At 56.9% G+C, this 19,336-nt stretch carries 16 protein-coding genes and 2 tRNA genes; 7 read left to right on the top strand and 11 right to left on the bottom strand.

The window, feature by feature from the left end; translation table 11 throughout:
- Window positions 1-68: 68 nt before the first annotated feature.
- Together ACKXF9_RS12960 and ACKXF9_RS12955 are read left to right on the top strand one after the other, a co-directional pair.
- Window positions 69-1,805, top strand: coding sequence for a class I adenylate-forming enzyme family protein (locus ACKXF9_RS12960; RefSeq protein WP_418266473.1), 1,737 nt, complete (start codon window positions 69-71; stop codon window positions 1,803-1,805).
- 195 nt (window positions 1,806-2,000) lie between these two features.
- Window positions 2,001-3,014: an SGNH/GDSL hydrolase family protein gene (locus ACKXF9_RS12955; protein WP_418266472.1), complete on the top strand. Its 1,014-nt coding sequence runs from the start codon at window positions 2,001-2,003 to the stop codon at window positions 3,012-3,014.
- A 66-nt stretch (window positions 3,015-3,080) separates the two neighbouring features.
- On the opposite strand, the gene ACKXF9_RS12950 is transcribed toward ACKXF9_RS12955, so the two are convergent.
- From ACKXF9_RS12950 to ACKXF9_RS12915, 8 genes are all read right to left on the bottom strand, one after another.
- Complete coding sequence (locus tag ACKXF9_RS12950; RefSeq protein ID WP_418266471.1) at window positions 3,081-4,751, bottom strand: amino acid ABC transporter ATP-binding/permease protein; 1,671 nt, start codon at window positions 4,749-4,751, stop codon at window positions 3,081-3,083.
- 2 nt (window positions 4,752-4,753) lie between these two features.
- Complete coding sequence (locus ACKXF9_RS12945) at window positions 4,754-6,484, bottom strand: ABC transporter ATP-binding protein/permease (RefSeq protein WP_418266470.1); 1,731 nt, start codon at window positions 6,482-6,484, stop codon at window positions 4,754-4,756.
- Entirely contained in the window at window positions 6,481-6,885 is a 405-nt protein-coding gene (locus ACKXF9_RS12940; protein ID WP_418266469.1) for a metal-dependent transcriptional regulator, read from the bottom strand. The genes ACKXF9_RS12945 and ACKXF9_RS12940 overlap by 4 nt, the downstream gene beginning before the upstream one ends.
- 107 nt (window positions 6,886-6,992) lie before the next feature.
- The gene (locus ACKXF9_RS12935) at window positions 6,993-7,163 is read right to left on the bottom strand and encodes a FeoB-associated Cys-rich membrane protein (protein WP_339396114.1); all 171 of its coding nucleotides are present in this window, start codon (window positions 7,161-7,163) and stop codon (window positions 6,993-6,995) included.
- Window positions 7,164-7,192: 29 nt separating this feature from the next.
- The gene (gene feoB, locus ACKXF9_RS12930) at window positions 7,193-9,391 is read right to left on the bottom strand and encodes a ferrous iron transport protein B (protein WP_418266468.1); all 2,199 of its coding nucleotides are present in this window, start codon (window positions 9,389-9,391) and stop codon (window positions 7,193-7,195) included.
- A gap of 25 nt (window positions 9,392-9,416) precedes the next feature.
- Window positions 9,417-9,638: a FeoA family protein gene (locus tag ACKXF9_RS12925; RefSeq protein WP_005944554.1), complete on the bottom strand. Its 222-nt coding sequence runs from the start codon at window positions 9,636-9,638 to the stop codon at window positions 9,417-9,419.
- Window positions 9,639-9,720: 82 nt separating this feature from the next.
- On the bottom strand, window positions 9,721-9,936 hold the full coding sequence (locus tag ACKXF9_RS12920; protein ID WP_249237206.1) for a FeoA family protein: 216 nt from the start codon (window positions 9,934-9,936) through the stop codon (window positions 9,721-9,723).
- A gap of 445 nt (window positions 9,937-10,381) precedes the next feature.
- The gene (locus ACKXF9_RS12915) at window positions 10,382-10,966 is read right to left on the bottom strand and encodes a DUF3793 family protein (RefSeq protein ID WP_418266467.1); all 585 of its coding nucleotides are present in this window, start codon (window positions 10,964-10,966) and stop codon (window positions 10,382-10,384) included.
- Window positions 10,967-11,463: 497 nt separating this feature from the next.
- Here ACKXF9_RS12915 and ACKXF9_RS12910 point away from each other — a divergent pair, with 497 nt between their 5' ends.
- Entirely contained in the window at window positions 11,464-12,081 is a 618-nt protein-coding gene (locus ACKXF9_RS12910; protein WP_418266466.1) for a uridine kinase family protein, read from the top strand.
- Between the two features lie 118 nt (window positions 12,082-12,199).
- On the opposite strand, the gene ACKXF9_RS12905 is transcribed toward ACKXF9_RS12910, so the two are convergent.
- Both ACKXF9_RS12905 and ACKXF9_RS12900 read right to left on the bottom strand, forming a co-directional pair.
- A tRNA-Pro gene (locus tag ACKXF9_RS12905) sits at window positions 12,200-12,275 on the bottom strand.
- A gap of 33 nt (window positions 12,276-12,308) precedes the next feature.
- Window positions 12,309-12,382 (bottom strand) — tRNA-Gln (locus ACKXF9_RS12900).
- A gap of 280 nt (window positions 12,383-12,662) precedes the next feature.
- On the opposite strand from ACKXF9_RS12900, the gene ACKXF9_RS12895 reads away from it, so the two are divergent.
- The 4 genes from ACKXF9_RS12895 to ACKXF9_RS12880 all read left to right on the top strand — a co-directional run bounded on the left by ACKXF9_RS12895 (window position 12,663) and on the right by ACKXF9_RS12880 (window position 18,108).
- The gene (locus ACKXF9_RS12895; RefSeq protein WP_418266465.1) at window positions 12,663-13,742 is read left to right on the top strand and encodes a 6-phosphofructokinase; all 1,080 of its coding nucleotides are present in this window, start codon (window positions 12,663-12,665) and stop codon (window positions 13,740-13,742) included.
- A gap of 314 nt (window positions 13,743-14,056) precedes the next feature.
- The gene (locus tag ACKXF9_RS12890; RefSeq protein ID WP_418266464.1) at window positions 14,057-14,887 is read left to right on the top strand and encodes a PRD domain-containing protein; all 831 of its coding nucleotides are present in this window, start codon (window positions 14,057-14,059) and stop codon (window positions 14,885-14,887) included.
- An 82-nt stretch (window positions 14,888-14,969) separates the two neighbouring features.
- On the top strand, window positions 14,970-16,607 hold the full coding sequence (locus ACKXF9_RS12885) for a PTS transporter subunit EIIC (protein WP_418266463.1): 1,638 nt from the start codon (window positions 14,970-14,972) through the stop codon (window positions 16,605-16,607).
- 28 nt (window positions 16,608-16,635) lie between these two features.
- Window positions 16,636-18,108, top strand: coding sequence for a glycoside hydrolase family 1 protein (locus ACKXF9_RS12880; protein WP_418266462.1), 1,473 nt, complete (start codon window positions 16,636-16,638; stop codon window positions 18,106-18,108).
- Between the two features lie 54 nt (window positions 18,109-18,162).
- Here ACKXF9_RS12880 and ACKXF9_RS12875 read toward each other — a convergent pair whose 3' ends face one another.
- The gene (locus tag ACKXF9_RS12875) at window positions 18,163-19,158 is read right to left on the bottom strand and encodes a D-isomer specific 2-hydroxyacid dehydrogenase family protein (RefSeq protein ID WP_418266461.1); all 996 of its coding nucleotides are present in this window, start codon (window positions 19,156-19,158) and stop codon (window positions 18,163-18,165) included.
- Window positions 19,159-19,336 lie beyond the last annotated feature (178 nt).

Below are 19,336 nucleotides of genomic sequence, written 5' to 3'. Positions count from 1 at the left end.
TTTCATCTTTCTTACAAAGCTGTCGGCTTTTAGCAATGAAAAGAAGAAAGAAAAGAGGACTTTATTCTATGACTACTGAACAGCGTGAACCGCTCTATGCGTCCACTGCGAAGCCCTGGCTGAAGTACTATGACCAGAAATACATCGACATGCCTCTGCCCAAGTGCAGCGCCTTTGAGTATCTCTGCCATCAGAACAAGAACCATCTGAGCGAGACCGCTCTGGAGTATTATGGCCGCAAATTCACCTTTGCAGACCTCTTTGTGAATGTCAAGAAAACCGCTGCCGCCTTCCGTGCTCTCGGCGTGAAGAAGGGCGACATCATCACCGTCGTCAGCGTGATGACCCCCGAGGTGATCTATGCCTTCTACGCTGTCGATATGATCGGCGCAACGCTGAATCTGGTGGATCCGCGCTACAGCGTTGAGGGCATCCACGAGTACATCGAGGAGGTAGATTCCCGCCTGCTGATCTGCCTGAATGTGACCTATGAGCGCTGCCACAAGGCAGAAAAGCGCACCAATGTGGAGCGTGTGCTGGTCATCAGCCCCGCAGACTCCCTGCCGCTGCATCTGGCCATCGGCTACAAGCTGACCAACCCCGACAAGAACCGCTACAAGTCCAACGTGATCCACTGGAAGGACTTTATTGCACAGGGCAAGGATCAGAGCATGAACGCCGAACCCTACGACCCGCAGCACGCCTGCGTGGTGGTGCACACCGGCGGCACCACCGGTTCGCCCAAGGGCGTTATGCTGACCGACGACAGCTTCAACTCTCTGGCCCACGAATTCATTGCCCAGAGCAACCTGTTCTGCCGCGGCCAGAAGCTGATGAACGTTATGCCTCCGTTCATTGCCTACGGCTACGCCTGCGGCGTGCATATGCCGCTGGTCATGGGCCTGCACGTCGTCATCATCCCCAATCTGGACCCCGACAAGCTGGGCGCACTGATCTGGAAGCACAAGCCCGAGCACATGTTCGGCGTTCCGGCTCACTACCAGCAGATGGCAGCTTCTCCGCTGCTCAAGAAGAAGAAGGATCTCTCCTTCATCCGCAACTATGCCGCCGGCGGCGACTCGCTGCCGCTGGGCGCTGAGCTGACCGTGAACGAGTTCCTGAAGGCACACAACGTGGAGTATCCGCTGGCCAAGGGCTACGGCATGACCGAAGTCGCCTCTGCCGCTACCGTTGCCGCCGGCAATGTGACCAAGCCCGGCAGCGTGGGCATCCCCATGCTGAATACGGTGGTGTCCATCTTCGAGCCCGGCACCGAGACTGAGCTGCCCATCGGGGAGCGCGGCGAGATCTGCATCTGCACCCCCACCGTCATGAAGGGCTACTACAACAAGCCCGATGAGACCGATATGATCCTGCGCCGCCATGCAGACGGCCAGATCTGGGCACACACCGGCGATGTCGGCTACATGGACGAGGACGGCTTTGTGTATCTGGACTCCCGCATCAAGCGCATGATCATCCGTCACGATGGCTTCAAGGTGTTCCCGTCCATGATCGAGAACGTCATCAGCCGTCATCCGGCTGTGCATCAGTGCTCGGTGGTGGGCTGCACCGATAAGGACCATGTGCAGGGCCGCCTGCCCTTCGTCTACGTGGTGCTGGACCCGGAGGCCGACAAAAAGAAGCGCCAGATCGTGCGCGAGCTGCGCCAGCTGTGCAAGGAAGAGCTGCCGGAGTACGTGCAGCCGGTGAGCTACAAGTTCATCAGCGAAATGCCGATGACCCCCGTTGGCAAGGTGGACTACCGCAAGCTGGAGGAAGAGATCACTCCCCGCGATTATTGACACTCTGTAATTTTTCAGACACTGAGCTCTCCCGCAAGGGGGAGCTTTTTTGTATGGAAGAAACTGCAGAATACGGGCGCAGCGATGACCGCAATTTTTTGAATTTTGTCAGTTGACAATTTTTACTTTCCATTTTATCATAGAGACAACAGCTGTGCCGCACAGGTGCAGTCATTCCGGAAAGAAGGAATCTCAATGAAAAACAAAAAATTTGCCAGCTTTCTGGCCGCAGCAGCAGCGCTTGTGCTGCTGGCCATGCCTGCATTTGCTGCCGACGAACAGGCGGAGCTGCCTGCCGCCGAAGCAGCAGAGGTGCAGCAGGAACAGGCCGCAGCGCCCGCCGATGCCCAGACAGCCGGCGAACCGGAGCCGCAGCTCACCTATGTGGCGCTGGGCGACAGCATCACCTCCGGTGTCGGCCTTGCCGATATGAAATACAACATCGCCCAGATCGGCTACGATCTCCGGCCAAACTTCGAGGGCTACTCTTCCCAGTGCTATACCGCCCTTGTGGGCAAGGGCCTTGGGCTGGACCGCCAGCACGCCATCAATCTGGGCCTGCCCAGCCTGATGAGCCCTGACATGGTGGATATGGTGCAAAGCAGCGCCATGCCCAAGATGAATCAGGCTTCCGGCTCGTACTACGTCTACCCGGAATATCAGGAATATCTGCGCAAGGCCGATATCATTTCCATCCAGATCGGCTCCAACGACGCGCTGGTGCCCTGCATCGTAGGTCTGGGCGAGGCCACCAACTGGAAGAGTGAGCAGCTGGCCGGGCTGATGGTCAGCGGCGCCCTGCGTGATTTCAACTTCCAGAAGCTGGGGCTCTTCCTCGAAGCGCTGAACCGTATGACCCTTACCTTTGACGAGAGCCGCGCCACCAACCGCCTGCTGTTCCGCGGCATGGATGAGATCTGCGATCAGGCCTATACCAATGTGACCAACAGCCTGCCGCAGATCGTGGCCAGTATCCGCGCACTGAACCCGGATGCCAAAATCGTGCTGCTGGGCTACACCAATCCCGTGCCTCTGCTGCCCGCATGGAACCGCTATTTCAGCAAATTGAACCGCTTTGCCAAAGACCTTGCCGCACAGGAAGGCTTGATCTATGTAGGCATTCCCCGCACCCAGACCGCTGCGGACGGCCACCCCACCGTCAAAGGCCACAAGTACATTGCACAGCAGATCCTGAATGCGATCCAGTAATTCTCTATGACCAAAAACAGCCGGCCTCCGCGCAGGAGACCGGCTGTTTCTTTGTAGAACTCGTTTTCAGCTCAGGCGGCCGCTTTCCACCGAAAAGCTGATGTCTGCCGCCGCCATGGTAGACTTTCGGTGAGAGACCAGCAGCACCGTTTTGTCTTTGCACTCTGCCCGCACAGCCTTGAGGATGACCCCCTCGTTCAGGCTGTCCAGATTGGAGGTAGGCTCGTCCAGCAGCAGAAACGGCGCATCGTGCAGGAACGCACGCGCCACACCGATGCGCTGACGCTCGCCGCCGGAAAGGGCACCGCCCAGCTCACCCACCGGGGTGTCATAGCCCTTGGGCAGGCTGCGGATAAAACCATCCAGTGCAGCTTTTTTGCAGGCCGCTTCCACCTCTTCCCGGGTGGCATCCCGCTTTGCAATGCGGATGTTGTTCTCGATGGTGTCATCGAACAGTTCGGTCTCCTGGGTCACAAGGCTCTCCTGCGCACGCAGGGCGGCGGTGTTCACCCGGCGGATGTCCTGTTTTCCAAAGCGGATGCTGCCGCCGGACACATCCCAGAACCGCATCAGCAGCCGCAGGAAGGTAGACTTTCCGCTGCCCGAACGGCCCGTGATGCCCACGATCTTCTTTTCCGGAATGGTCAGGCTCAGGCCATGCAGGATCTCTTCCTCGGCATAGGCAAAGCTCACATGCTCTGCCGCAGCACCCGCAAAGGCGGTGTCTGTGCCGTCGGTCACATCCGCAGTGACAGGCTCTTCCTCCAGCAGGTCCAGAACACGGTCGGCGCTGGCGAACACCTGCGTCAGGCCCACACCAAGGTTTGCCAGTGCCACCACCGGGCCAAAGGAGCTCAGGGCCGAAAGGGTGCACACCAGCACCCCCTCGGCACCCAGTCTGCCGCTCTGGTAAAGGCTCAGGCTGGTGCCCAGCACGGCCAGCACCGTGAGCAGGATCAGGGTATTGGTCAGGGCCACGGTCAGGCCCTCGCGGTACTTGAGGGACTTCTGCTTTTCGCCCAGCGTCTCACTGTGGGCCGTGATGCCCTCGGCACGGGCTGCGGTGTCCTGATACTGCAGGGTATCCTTCAGGCCCCGCAGGCTTTCCAGCACATAGCTGTTGGTATCGGCCAGTGCCTGACGGTACTCCCGGGCGGCACGGTCGCCGCGCTTTGCGCTCCACACCGGCAGGGCCACACCCACCAGCAGATAGCCCGCCAGCAGCACCAGTGCAGGCAGGATGTGCCAGCTGCCCACAAAGCCCGTCATGCCGATGACGCAGATGCACGCGATGCAGATGGGCGAAATGGTGTGGGCGTAGAACACCTCCAGCGCCTCGATGTCGGCCGTGATGAGCGAGATCAGGTCGCCGCGGTCACGGCCTTCCAGCTTTGCAGGGGTCAGGCGGCGCAGCGCCCCGAACACCTTATCGCGGATCAGGGCCAGCAGCTTAAAGGCGATATAGTGGTTGGACGCCTGCTCTGCGTAGCGCAGAACGCCGCGCAGCAGCGCAAACACCAGAATGCAGGCAAAGGCCGTGCCCACGGTCCCCACCGGGCTTGCAAGCCCCAGCGCACGCAGGATGCCAAAACCACCGAAGATCGTAATAAAGGTGGCGCAGAAATGGCCTGCCACCCCCATCACGATCGCTGCCAGCATAACGGGCAGCATGGGCTTTACCAGTACGATAAGCCGTCTCACAATGGCAAAGGGGCTGCGATGATTGCTCTTGTTCATGCTCAGGCATCCTCCTCTTCCAGTGTTTCCAGCTGCCGCTGTGCCAGATACAGGCGGCTGTAAGCCCCCTGCTTTGCCAGCAGCTCGGCGTGGGTGCCCTGCTCGATCACACGGCCATTGCTCATTGCATAGATGCAGTCGCTGTGCACCACGTTTGCCAGACGGTGGGAGATCAGGATAATCGTCTTTTTCCCGGCAAGGCTGTGGATGGCCCGCATGATGTCGTTCTCGCTCTCGGCATCCACGTTGGAGGTAGCCTCGTCGAAGAGGTAGATGGGCGTATCATGCAGCAGGGCGCGGGCCATGGCAAGGCGCTGACGCTGACCGCCGGAAAGATTGCTGCCGCCCTCATGCAGAGCGGTCTGCAGGCCGTTCTGGCTGCGGCAGAAATCGGCCAGATTCACCTGTTCCAGTGCGTTCCACAGCTCTGTTTCGGTGGCATCCGGCTTTGCCATGCGCAGGTTGCTCTCCACCGTGCCCTTGAAGATGGCGGCGTTGTGGGGCACCAGCGTCAGGGTGCGCAGGCGCTGTTCCTGCTGCAGCTCCTGCACCGGCACGCCGCCCAGCGTCACGCTGCCGGTATAGCCGGTGCGGCTGCCGGACAGCAGCGCTGCGATCGTACTTTTGCCGCAGCCGCTCTCGCCCACCAGCGAGACAAAGCTGCCCTGCGGGATGGTGAGGGATACATCGTCCAGAATGGTGCGGTCCTTCTCGTAGCCAAAGGTGACATGCTCCAGCTGCAGGGTGGTGTTTTCGCCGGGCAGGCGGTCGCCGTCGGCGGGCTCCTCCGCTGCCAGCAGCCGGAAGATCTTTTCTGCCGAAGCGGCGCCGTTCATGGCAATGTGGAAGTAGCTGCCCAGCAGCCGCAGCGGCAGGAAGAAGTCTGCCGCCAGCAGCACGATGGTCAATGTGGCGGTCAGGGTCAGCCGGCCTGCCGCAAATGCAGCCACCGCGCTGATGATGCCAAGGCCCGCACCGCCGTAGGCCATCAGGTCCATCAGTGTCACCGAGTTCAGCTGCATGGTGAGCACCTTCATGGTGATTCTGCGGAAGCGCTCAGCCTGCGCGTTCATCTGCTCGTGCTTCCAGCCGTCTGCCTGATAGATCTTCAGGGTGGTCAGGCCCTGAATGTTCTCCAGAAAGCTGTCGCCAAGGGTGGTGTACTCGCCCCAGTAGTTCGCCAGCAGCTTTTTGGCAAACTTCTGCACCGCCACGATGGACATGGGGATCAGCGGCACGCAGCACAGCAGGATGATGGCAGACCGTGCGTGCACACCCACCAGCAGCGCGAACAGGGTAACAGGAGCCAGCAGGCTGTAGAACAGCTGGGGCAGGTACTTTGCAAAGTAGGTATCGATCTGCTCCACGCCTTCGCTGGCCAGCATCACCACCTCGCTGGTGGCCGCCGTCTCGGTGTAGTTGGGACCAAGGCGGGCAAGCTTTGCGTAGATGCTGCTGCGCAGGGTGCGCTTGACGTTTTTGGACGCCCGGTCGCTCATGCCGGAGGCCAGCATGGTGCAGGCAAAGCGCAGCGGCACCGTAGCAAGGCACAGCACCAGCTGCTGCCACAGCAGGGCGCTGGTCAGGCTGCCCGCAAAGGCAGCACCGATAAGCCCCGCAACAGCCTTTACAAACACCACATTGCACAGCATTCCCAGCCACTGGAACAGCACATTCAGCTCCACATACCGCAGTGCACCGCGGTCAAAGGACAGCAATTTTTTGTTGATCACTGGGCTTTCTCCATTTCTGTGTCATCCGCCGCTGTTCCGAACAGACGCTCATATTCGCCGGTAAAGATGCGCTCCGGCAGTGCACTGGTCATGGCCAGCGCCGCCGCAAAGCGTTCCTCCTCTGACAGCGGCTCGCTGACCGGCGGGAAATGGCTCAGGATCGTTTTCAGCTGCCGGTCTACCTGCTTTGCCACCCAGATGCCCCGGTCGGTCATATAGATCTTGCCGTAATGCTCCTTTACGATCATGCCATGCTCCATAAGCAGATTCATGATGCGCACCACTGAGGGCTTGGTGACCCCCAGCTTTTCCGCAATGCTGCGGGAGCTGATATCCAGATGGGTCTGCGAGACCTCGTAGATCGCCAGCAGATAGCGCAGATGCGCCGACGTAAGTTCCATCCCGATCACTCTCTTTCGTTTTGATGTTACTCAAGGCTAACTTTTTTCTTTTGAAAAAAGGGCGCGAGCCGAAAGTTCCAGCCCGCGCCCCTTGCGGTTTTTACCGATCAGTGACAGCCGCTGCAGCCGCCGCAATTACCATTGCAGCCGCCCTCGCCGCAGCCACCGCAGCCGCCATGCTTGTGAGAGTGCCATGTGATCCAGCCCACACCGCCAAACACGATGACTGCCACAACGATCGTAGGCAGATTAAAGTTTGCTGCCAGAAATTCCATCATAAAGCATCTCTCCTTTCAGCAGACGAAGCTTACTTGTTTGCAGTGATCTTGGAAACGTCGATCTTGACCTCGTTGTCGCCGGTGTACTTGTTGGGACGAACCAGCAGGTAAATAAAGCAAGCCAGAACCACAGCCGCCACGATGGTAAAGAAGTTGAAGCCAACCTCGCCGGTGATCAGGCCGCCCAGCTGGTAAACCACCAGAGCTGCGCAGTAAGCCAGAGCGCACATGTAACCAATGGCGATGGCCGTCCATCTGCCGTTGTTCATCTCGCGCTTGATGGCGCCCATTGCAGCGAAGCAGGGAGCGCACAGCAGGTTGAAGATCATGAAGGCGTAAGCCGACAGAGCGGTGTAGTCCTGCGCAACAGCAGCCCAGATCTCATCGCCGTTCTCAGACAGCTCGCCGCCGAAGTGATACAGAACACCGAAGGTACCAACCACGTTCTCCTTTGCGATCAGGCCGGAGACGGAAGCGACGGTTGCACGCCAGTTGCCGAAGCCCAGAGGTGCAAAGATCCATGCGACCTTGGTAGCGATAGCAGCCAGCACGGAGTTGTCCTGATCCTCGACCATACCGAAGGCACCGTTCTCGAAGCCGAAGCCCTGCATGAACCACAGCACAACGGTAGCGGCCAGAATGACGGAGCCTGCGCGCTTGATGAAGGACCAGCCGCGCTCCCAGGTTGCACGGAACACGTTGCCCCATGCAGGCACATGGTATGCGGGCAGCTCCATCACGAAGGGAGCGGGATCACCTGCGAAGAGCTTGGTCTTCTTCAGGATCACGCCGGAGCAGATGATGGCAGCCATGCCAATGAAGTAAGCAGAGACAGCCACCAGAGAAGAACCGCCGAACATCGCACCTGCGATGAGGCCGATGATGGGCATCTTTGCGCCGCAGGGGATGAAGCAGGTGGTCATGATGGTCATGCGGCGGTCGCGCTCGTTCTCGATGGTACGGGATGCCATGACGCCCGGGACGCCGCAGCCGGTGCCCACCAGAACAGGGATGAAGCTCTTACCGGACAGGCCGAACTTGCGGAAGATACGGTCCATGATGAAGGCGACACGGGACATATAGCCCACATCCTCCAGAATGGACAGCAGGAAGAACAGCACCAGCATCTGGGGAACGAAGCCCAGAACTGCGCCGACACCGGCAACGATGCCGTCCATGATCAGGCCGTACAGCCAGCCTGCCACGCCGATGCTCTCCAGCAAGCCGCCCAGAGCATTGGGAACGATCTCACCGAACAGCACGTCGTTGGTCCAGTCGGTGGCAAAGGTACCGATGGCCCAGCCGCCGTCTGCAATGGAGGTACCCATGGACAGGGAGTACATCAGGTACATGACCAGTGCGAAGATGGGCAGAGCCAGAATACGGTTGGTCACGATCTGGTCGATCTTATCGGAAACGGTTAGGTGCTCCACGCGGGCCTTCTTCTTGACAGCCTTGCCCACCACGGTGTTGATGTATGCATAGCGCTGGTTGGTGATGATGCTCTCTGCATCGTCGTCCAGCTCGGTCTCGCAATCCTTGATGTGCTGATCGATGTGCTCCATCAGGGCCTTGTCCAGCTTCAGCTCATCCTGCACCTTGTCGTCGCGCTCGAACAGCTTGACAGCGTACCAGCGCAGGAAGCGGTCATCCACCTTGCCCTGAATGGACTCTTCGATGTGGGCAATGGCGTGCTCCACGCTGCCGGTGAACACGTGAGGCAGCTCGCCGGCCTTGGTAGCCTTGGCGGCAGCCACAGCAGCCTTTGCAGCAGCCTCGGTGCCCTCGCCCTTCAGTGCGCTGATCTCCACAGCCTGACAGCCCAGCTCTGCGCTCAGTTTCTTCAGGTCGATCTTATCGCCGTTCTTGCGCACCAGATCGATCATGTTCACCGCCATGACCACCGGGATGCCCAGCTCGATCAGCTGGGTGGTCAGGTACAGGTTGCGCTCGATGTTGGTGCCGTCGATGATGTTCAGGATGGCATCGGGCTTCTCCTTGACCAGATAGGTACGGGAGACGACCTCTTCCAGCGTGTACGGAGACAGCGAGTAGATGCCGGGCAGGTCCTGAATGATAACATCCTTATCGCCCTTCAGCTTGCCTTCCTTCTTTTCCACCGTAACGCCGGGCCAGTTGCCGACATACTGGTTGGAGCCGGTCAGATTGTTGAACAGGGTCGTTTTACCGCAGTTCGGGTTGCCGGCAAGTGCAATTTTAATGCTCATTGCTTAATCCTTCCTCCCTTTGGGATCAGACTACTTCGATCATTTCAGCATCGGCCTTGCGCACGCTCAGCTCGTAGTTGCGCACGGTCAGCTCCATGGGGTCGCCCAGAGGTGCCACCTTACGGACATAGATCTCGACACCCTTGGTGATGCCCATGTCCATGATGCGGCGCTTGACCGGGCCTTCACCGTGCAGCTTTGCCACAGTAGCGGTCTCGCCGACCTTTACGTCTTTCAGAGTTTTCATTCTTAACCATCCTCCTCTGCTTGTCTTTATAGAGAGACTATTCCAGTTTCGGAGCAGCTCCCAAACAGCGCCGGGGCACTGTTCAGCCAATCATGATACGGTTTGCCATCGTCTTGTCCAGCGCGATGCGGCTCTCCTTGACCTGCAGGATCAGGTTGCCTGCGATCTCGTTGACGACCGTTACCTCACTGTCCACCACAAAACCCAGCTCTGCCAGATGCAGCCGGATCTCGTCCTTGCCGGTGATCTTTTTGATGGTGACGGTCTCTCCTGCTTTTGCCATTGTCAAAGGCATCATACTTCCGCTTCCCTTCCTGTTTGAATTTGGGATATCGCTGCGGTTAGTCAGCTGCAACTACCAGCGTGGATAGTTTACGCTTACTAACCTTTGATGTCAATAGTTTTATCATATTTAAAAGTTAGTTTATATGAACAAACAATTTTTCTGCCCGATTTTTTCCGTTTTTTCACCACAATCAACAACAACTAACTCAAATTATTGAGCCAAAGTTAGCCATTGTTTACATTTTCTCGTTCTTTTTTGGCGACATCTTGTAAACTATCACAAGGCTTTTTTCCTACTCCCGCTGTGCTCTTTTGCAGCAAATGACACAGCCGCGCGGTACAGTGGTCATTCTGCACCGCGCGGCCGCGTGTCAAAAGGAGGATTTCTTTCCCGCCGGTGCGTGGACACCAGCAGGCGCCAGGATAAAAAGAGAGTATTTGAAAAGAGAATGACAACATCAAGCCGCCACGGCAAGGCGGAGAATGGGCGTTCCGCTGTGGAACAGCCGCAGATAGACTGCCGTGCATTTGCTCAGCTGATCAAAGTGCTTCTGCGCTGCATCCGGGTCGCCGTAGGACTTCCAGCAGCCGCAGCAGGTAAAGTTCTTGCCGCGGTTCTCAATAAAGCCCACCACATCCCCCAGCGGATAGCCAAGGAACACCCCGATCTCATGGGGAAAATCCGCCGAGCAGCACAGCCGGCGGGAGAGCTGGGTGAGCATGCCGCCCACATCCAGCGGTTCCCCCGCTTCCGGCAGACGGTATCCCTCCTGCTGCAGGAAGCTCTGCACCTTTTCGTCTGCCAGTACAGCAGACAGCCTGCTTTCGCGGTAGACGTACACAAGATACCGGTGGTTGCGCACGCAGCCCTTCAGCACCCGCACCCGCAGGCCCTTGGGCTCAAGCTGGACATTCCAGTTTTTCACGCGGCGTGCAAGGTCGGCGCAGTCGCGGGTCTCGTAGCGGAACAGGCCCGCCGGTTTCAGGCTGGCCAGCACCGGGGCACACTGTTCGATCATGACCGTTTCAAAATTGCGCTCCATGTCTGTGCCCTCCCGCCTTGTTTCTCCGGGCTATTGTTTCCCGGATGCACCGTGTTTATAAGTTAGATGTTTCTAACCCAGATTTCAAAAAAGAAGCGGCTTTGCGCGGAGCAATCAAGGCTTCGGCCTGCCGATTGGTTTTTTGTGGTTAGTTATTTCTAACGTGACTGTATCTTACCACAGCCCGGGGGCATTGTCAACACTTTTTTCCAAAAAAGTTATTTGTAACAAACCATCATTTGCTTCGGCCTGTTTTTTGCGCATCCTACCGTTTTGAGGCACGGTATGGTATAATAAGGAAAACCCTCTCAGGCGCTAACGCGCCAGCCGTTCCCCTTTCTGGCTTCGCCATCTTCCCCCGGCGCGGGGGAAGTCGTTCCACTCAGGGGGGAGCTCTTTATAGAGTCAGCGCATTCAAAAGCTCTCCTCTTCGGGAGAGCTGGCATTGCGCAGCAATGACTGAGAGGGTTCTATCTTATAAAAGGAGCATGTTTCCCATGGCGCAGAACATCACACCGGAAAGCCTGATCTCGATCCTCGCCGCCGCACTGGCCCAGAAGCCCACAAAGCCGCTGGTGCTGGCGCTGGATGGCCGCTGCGGCAGCGGCAAGACCACCCTTGCCGACGGGCTGACCCGGCAGTTCCCGGCCAGCATCGTCCTGCACACGGACGACTTCTATCTGCCGCCCGCCCAGCGTGTACGCGGCTGGGAAAAAACGCCCTGCGCCAATATGGACCTTGTCCGTCTGCGGGACGAAGCCCTGCGTCCGGCCTATGAGGGCCAGCCGGTGCTCTACCGCGCCTACTCCTGCCGGGCGGGCGCGTATCAGCCTGTGCAGGAGCTTGCCCCACAGCCGCTGGTCATTCTGGAGGGCAGCTACAGCCATCACCCGCTGTTGGCCGGGTATGAGACCCTGCGGGTCTTCGTCACCTGCTCAAGAGAAGAGCAGACCCGCCGCCTGCAGGCACGGGAGGGTGAGCGGTACGCCAATTTTGCCGCCCGGTGGATCCCGCTGGAGGAGGGCTACTTTGCCCAGTACCGCATTGAGGAAACGGCAGATCTTGCGGTGGACACGACCGCAGCCAATTCCTGCGCAGGAATGATGTGCCGGTGAATGCAAAAAAGGCACAGTTGTGAACTGCGCCCCTGTGGTATCGCTATCCAGCAAATCAGCAAACAAAAAAAAAGACGGACATTCCGCAGCATCTCAGGTGCTGTAAGAATATCCGTCATGGTCGGAGCAGCGGGATTTGAACCCACGGCCTCCTCGTCCCGAACGAGGCGCGCTACCAACTGCGCTATGCCCCGAAAATACCGCAGCCAGTTGAGACTGCGGTTTTCTGGTTGGGGATGAGAGAATCGAACTCCCACAAGTAGAGTCAGAGTCTACCGCACTACCACTATGCAAATCCCCATTATTCTGTTTGTCTGCCGCGCCATGCGCTGCTGACAGGGAATATTATACTCGAAAGGGCCTTGCTTGTCAACCATTTTTTTATTTTTTCCGCAAAACTTTTCCCCCATCTGCTCTGCCCGCAAAAACAGTCCGTGGGGTCGTGTAAATTTTTTGCACTTCTCTTGACACGGTGCTCCATCCGGAATAATCTTATACTATAAATAAGCGGGTTCCCGGGCAGACTGACTTTCGGAGCCGGAATGCACGGTGCTGAACAGCAAATGAAAGAGGGCTTTTGAATGAAAAAACGTGTTGGAATCCTGACCTCCGGCGGTGATTGTCCGGGTCTGAATGCCACCATCCGCGGCGTAGCCAAAGCGCTGTATGCCCGCATGGGCGAGGATGTGGAGATCGTAGGCATCCTGAACGGCTACAGTGGTCTCATCAACGGCGATTACAAAGAGATGTGTGAGGACGACTTCCGCGGCATCCTGACGCTGGGCGGCACCATTCTGGGCACCAAACGCACCCCCTTTAAAATGATGCGCGTGGTGGAGAACGACAACATTGATAAAGTCGCCGCCATGAAAAAGACCTACAAGGAAGCCAAGCTGGACTGCCTGCTGTGTCTGGGCGGCAATGGCACCCACAAAACCGCAAACCTGCTCTCGCAGGAGGGCCTGAACATCATCGGCCTGCCCAAGACCATCGATAACGATATCTACGGCACCGACGTGACCTTCGGCTTCCACACTGCCGTGGACATTGCCACCGATGTCATCGACCGCATCCACACCACTGCCGGTAGCCACAGCCGCGTAATGTGCATCGAGATCATGGGCAACAAGGCCGGCTGGCTGACGCTGTACTCCGGCATTGCTGGCGGTGCAGACATCATCCTGCTGCCGGAACAGCCCTATGATATCGACCGTGTGTGCTCTGCCGTGGAGCGCCGCGCCAAAAAGGGTTCCAACTTCTCCATCATCGCTGTAGCCGAGGGTGCCATCAACTGCGAGGAAGCCGGCATGAAGCGCAAGGAGTGGATGGCAAAGCGCGCCGAGGCAGGCTTTGGCACCACCGCCACCAACCGCATTGCACAGGCCGTGCAGAAAAAGACCGGCATGGAGACCCGTGTGTGCATCCCGGGCCACATGCAGCGCGGCGGCAGCCCCAGCGCCTACGACCGTGTTCTGGCCACCCAGTTCGGCAGCTATGCGGCAAAGCTGGTGGAGATCGAGCGCTACGGCGTGACAGTCGCCATGGTGAACGGTCACGTCACCCAGAACCGTCTGGTCGATATTGCAGGCAAGACCCGTAACGTGCCGGAGGGCTGCGAGCTGCTCACCGTCGCCCGTCGCATGGGCATCAGCCTGGGTTGATTTTCTTCAAATATTATGCTTTCCCCCTGCCGATGGCATTCCTCCTGTCGGCAGGGGTTTATTGTATCCAACGTTTAGGTAATCCGTCTGGTTTTTCAGAATATCTTTTGTCGAAATCGCGAATGGATTATCTCTGTCTGTTCTGGTAAGATATTTATAGACAATTAAACCAGTCGTTACTCCTCGGGAGGCGCTACTGGCAGTTAACCGAAAGACATTATGGGTGTGTTATCGGTTCTGCACAGGTAGATGCTTCCGGAGGTTTTTTCTTTTTATTGCGTGTTTTTCAACATTCTGTCGGGAGGAAGCTGTCCATGAAGCTGCTGCGTAAGATCAATAATAACGCTGCCGTGGCGCAGGATAATCGTGGTCGTGAGATGGTCGTTCTGGGCCGCGGGGTAGGCTTCCACCCGATGCCCTATGAGCTGACCGACCTTTCTGTGGTCTACCGCACCTTTTATGACGTAGACCCGCAGTATTACGAAATCCTGTCCAACCTGCCGGAAGACGCTCTTCTGGCAGCGGCAGATATTACCGAACAGTCCGAGATCACCCTGCACACCGAGCTGAACCCCAACCTGCCCTTCACGCTGGCCGACCATATCGCCTTTGCACAGCAGCGGGAAAAGCAGGGCATCCGGATGGCAGCTCCGCTCCATTACGACGTACAGCATCTGTATCCCCGCGAGTACGAGCTGGGCCTGCGGGCACTGGAGACCGTGCGTCTGCGTACCAGTTCTTCCCTGCCCCGCGCCGAGGCCGTAAGCATTGCGCTGCATATCGTCAATGCCGAGCTGGAAGGCAGTGACCTTTCCAGCACCCTGACCGCTGTGGAAGTTCTGGACGAAGTGACGACCTCCGTGGAGCAGGAGCTTGGCATTGTGCTGAACCGCGAAAGCTACAACTACGCCCGGTTTGCCATGCACATCCAGTTTCTGGTGCGGCGGCTTTCCGCCGGGGTTGCCATGGAGCAGGGCAGCGGAAAAATGCTGGACGAGCTGTCCCTCGAATATCCCGCCGTCTACCACTGCGCCTGCGCCGTTGCGCAGGGCATTGAACAGCGCCACGGCTGGCATTGCAGCCGTGACGAAGTGCTGTACCTGATGCTGCACATCTACCGTGTGCAGAACTGCGAAAGCAACTGATTTTTTGAATGTTTCCGGCTCCGGAGATGCGCGCGTCCGGGCCGGATGCAGATAGAGTTATCCACCAACGGAGGTTTCCCCTATGGATCGTGAGAAGTTTCTGGAAAAGCTTTTTCCGCTGATTGGCGGAAAAGAAAACACCAGTCTGTGCGAGTTTCAGGACGGCGTGCTTTACGTCACCCTGAAGGACGCCGGTCTGTCCGATGAAAACGCTGTGGCAAAACTGCCGGATGTTGCATCCGCCACCCTGCGCCGCGGCCGCCTTACGGTCACATTCGGGGAGCCGGAAAGAAAAGAGGAGGTTCCCTTTATGGCGAACAAAAATACGGACTACCGCGCGCTGGCCGCTGCGATTGTTGAAGCAGTCGGTGGCAAGGAGAACATTACCAGCTGCGTGCACTGTGTCACTCGGCTTCGTTTCAACCTCAAAGACCTTAAAAAATCCAAGAGTACTGAGGAGATCGGTTCTATCCCCGGCACAGTGGGCTGCGTGAATCAGGGTGGACAGCTTCAGGTAATCATCGGCCAGACTGTGGCAGATGTATACGCTGAGGTCTGCAGTCAGGCTGGGCTGGATACCCAGACGGCACTGACCGAAAATCTTGATGCAGAAAAGAAGAAGTGGTCCCCCAAAGTGCTTTTTGACGTCATCAGCAGCGTATTTGTTCCTGCGGTCCCCGCTTTTGCCGGTGCCGGCATCATCAAGGGCCTTCTGACGCTCTTTACGACCTACGGACTTATGAGCAATGAGACGGGCCTGTATCTAGTACTCAATGCCATTGGTGATTCGGTATTCTACTTTCTGCCGTTCATCATCGCTTACACAGCTGCTAAAAAATTCAAGACCAACGAAGTGTTAGCTCTGGTGCTGGCAGGTCTATATATGTACCCTTCCATCCTCAACAATGCAGGAAACAGCATCAGTGTGCTGGGCTTCCCGGTCACCTGCGTAAAATATAGCAGTACAGTGCTGCCCATCCTGTGCTCCGTGTGGATCATGAGTTATATCTACAAATGGATGCAGAAACACACGGTCGAGTATTTGCGCGTGGTTGTGGTGCCGATCGTAACGCTTGTTGTTACCGGCCTGCTTTCCATCTGTGTTATTGGACCCATTGGCTACAACTTGGGCGTTTACCTTGGCTATGCATTCAAATGGCTGTTTGATACTGCTCCATGGCTGGGCGGCTTGATCGATGGCGGCACCCGTCCTCTGGTCATCTTTACAGGTATGCACATGACCCTTTCCACCATCATGATCAATAATGTTAACACACTGGGCTATGATATGCTCGGCCCTGTGCATGCAGTGGCTACCATGGCCAGCGCCGGTATGTGCTTTGGCGCATTCCTGCGTGCCCGCAAGGACAGCAACAAGTCTACTTGCTTTTCTGCATTCATTTCTGCCTTCATCGGCATTACGGAACCAAGCCTGTATGGTGTGGCCATGCGTTTCAAACGCCCGCTGGTTGCTCTGTGCATCGGTGGTGGTGTATCCGGCGCGTTCGTTGCTGCCATGGGTGCAAAGGCCATCTCGTTTGCAATGCCTTCCATCGTTAGCCTGCCTGTTTACAGCGGTTCCATTCCCACGATGTTGATTGGCTTTGTTATCTCGTTTGTGCTTACCGCTGTTCTGACTTATATGCTGGGATTCGATGAGGGTATCGAAAAGGACGAGCGTGCGATTCAGGCCGAGAAAAAGGCTGTAAAACTGCATTGATTTTCGTATTGAAAGGAACGATTTAATCATGAGTAATTCTATTAAATTCCCCGAAGGATTTCTGTGGGGCGGTGCAACCTCCGCTGGCCAATATGAAGGCGGTGCCGACGAGGGCGGCTGCGGGCTGTCTCACATGGATTATATTCGTTATCTGCCCCGTAAGGAGGGTATGTACCACCTCGTGCTGAACATCACCCCGGAAATGTTCGAGGATTACAAAGCCCATGATGCCGCACACGACCCTGAGTATTATTTCCCGTTCCGCAAAGGTGTCGATTTCTATCATCATTATAAAGAGGACATCGCATTGTTCGGTGAGATGGGCTTCAAGACCTTCCGCATGAGCATCAAGTGGTCCCGCCTTTTCCCCACCGGAAGAGAGGAAAAGCCCCTGACTGAGGGCGTAGAGTTTTATCATAATGTTTTCCGTGAGCTGCACAAATATGGCATCGAGCCGCTGGTCACGATGACACACTATGATATCCCCGTTACTCTTACCGAAAGTATCAACGGCTGGGAAAACCCAGAGATGGTGGCGCTGTGGACACACTTTGCAAAATTTCTGATTGATGAGTATAAGGATGAGGTGACCTACTGGCTCACCTTTAACGAGATCAATATGGCTGCCAACAGCAGCTATCTTGGCGGTGGCATGTTAGTGGAAAAGAGCAGCAAAAAGCCGCTGACCTGTGTGCATCAGGCTTTTCATCATATGCTGGTAGCCAGTGCCATTGTAACCAAATATGCCCATGATACCGCCCCGCAGTGCAAAATTGGCAATATGATCGCACGGCTGCACAATTACGCCTATACCTGCCAGCCTGCCGATGAGTTGGCCACCATGCAGGCCAACCAGCTGAACCTCTTTTTTGAGGACGTCATGGCGCGGGGTCGCTACCCGCAGACCATGCTGAACTATTATCGGGACAATGATGTCGTACTGGACTGGTACCCAGACTATGAGCGTATCCTGCAGGAAGGCACAGTGGACTTCCTGTCCTTCAGCTACTACTTTACTGGCGTGATCTCGGACGACCCGGACAAACGGGAACCGCGCGGCATCTTTGTGCGCAAACTGAAGAACCCGTACCTCAAGCACAGCGACTGGGGTTGGGCTACCGACCCCACTGGCCTGCGCATCACGTTGAATGAACTGTACGACCGTTATCAGAAACCTTTGTTCATCGTTGAGAACGGTCTCGGTGCACATGACAAGCTGGAAACGGACGGCACTGTACACGATGCCTATCGCATTGACTATCTCCGTCAACACATCGAAGCCGTTCGGGATGCCATCGGGGACGGTGTGCCGGTGATGGGCTACACGCCGTGGGGCTGCATCGATCTTGTGAGCATGGGCGATGCGCAGATGTCCAAGCGCTACGGTTTCATCTACGTCGATGCCGACGACGAAGGCAACGGCACCTATAACCGCTACAGAAAAGATTCGTTCTACTGGTACAAAAAGGTCATTGCCACCAACGGCGAAGACCTGAGCTGATTTTTCCACAGACACAAAAATACCGGTACAGTTGAAAAGCTGCACCGGTATTTTTTACTTTTCGGTCACATCATGCCGGGTAGGCTGGTTCTGTTCAAAGGCCACGGCGCTTTCCAGCACACCGCGCACCATGCTCTCCACATCCTCGTGGGTGTAGAAAGCCGTGTGGTCGGTCAGGATCACATTGGGCATGCTGCGCAGAACCGCCAGCTCCGGGTTCGGGATCACATCGCCCATGCGATTATAATAGTACAGGCCGTTCTCGTTTTCCAGCACATCCAGGCCCGCTGCGCCGATCTTGCCGCTTTCCAGCCCGGCGATCAGTGCATCACTGTCGATCAGCTTGCCGCGTGCGGTGTTGATGATGGTCACGCCCGGCTTCATGGTCTCAATGGCTTTGGCGTCGATGAGATGGTGGTTCTCCTCGGTGGCATTGGTGTGCAGGGTGATGACATCGCTTTCGGCCAGCAGAGTCTCCAGCGGCACATACTCCGCGATCTTCTTCACCTCTGCATTGGGGTACAGATCGTAGGCCAGCAGACGGCAGCCAAAGCCGGACAGATGCTGCAATACCGTGCGGCCAATGCGGCCGGTACCGATCACGCCCACCGTGCAGGTGGAGATGTCACGGCCGATCTTTCCCTGCAGCGAGTAGTCCTGCGCCTCCCCGCGCTTGAGGATGTGCCCTGCCTTGCGCAGGCTCATCAGCATGAGCATAATGGCAAAGTTTGCAACGCCGTTTGGCGGGTAGTCCACATTGGCCACCTTCATGCCCAGTTCCCGGGCCGTCTCGCGGTCTACATGGTCATAGCCGATGGAGCGGCAGCAGATGGACTTTACGCCCAGTTCATGGAAGCGCTTTACCATGGGCGCGCTCATATCGCAGGGCGTTACTGATACAGCGTCATAGCCCTTTGCCAGCTCTGCATTTTCCAGTGTGGGATACTCCTGCGTATAGCCGAACTCAATATCCAGCTGCGGTGCCAGCCGCTGTGCAATGCTCAGCTCATCGTACGGACGCAGCGTGTAAAAAAAGACTTTTGTTGCCATAGAACTTCCCTCCCGGCTGATTTTGTCTTTATTTTAACACGTTCTGCGCGGACTGACGCATTTTTAGTGGTGAATTATATTCATCTTTTGCATGAGGACGCATATTTCCATGCAGATGCTGCAAAAAGAGTTGTAAAAAATCGGAAAAGAGGGTATGATAGAAGGAGCAAGTCGTAGT

The organism is Faecalibacterium sp. 9 (genome assembly GCF_048320955.1).
Taxonomy (GTDB): domain Bacteria; phylum Bacillota; class Clostridia; order Oscillospirales; family Ruminococcaceae; genus Faecalibacterium; species Faecalibacterium wellingii.
The sequence above is the reverse complement of the archived record's forward strand: the minus strand, read 5'-3'. Positions and strand labels throughout refer to the sequence as shown.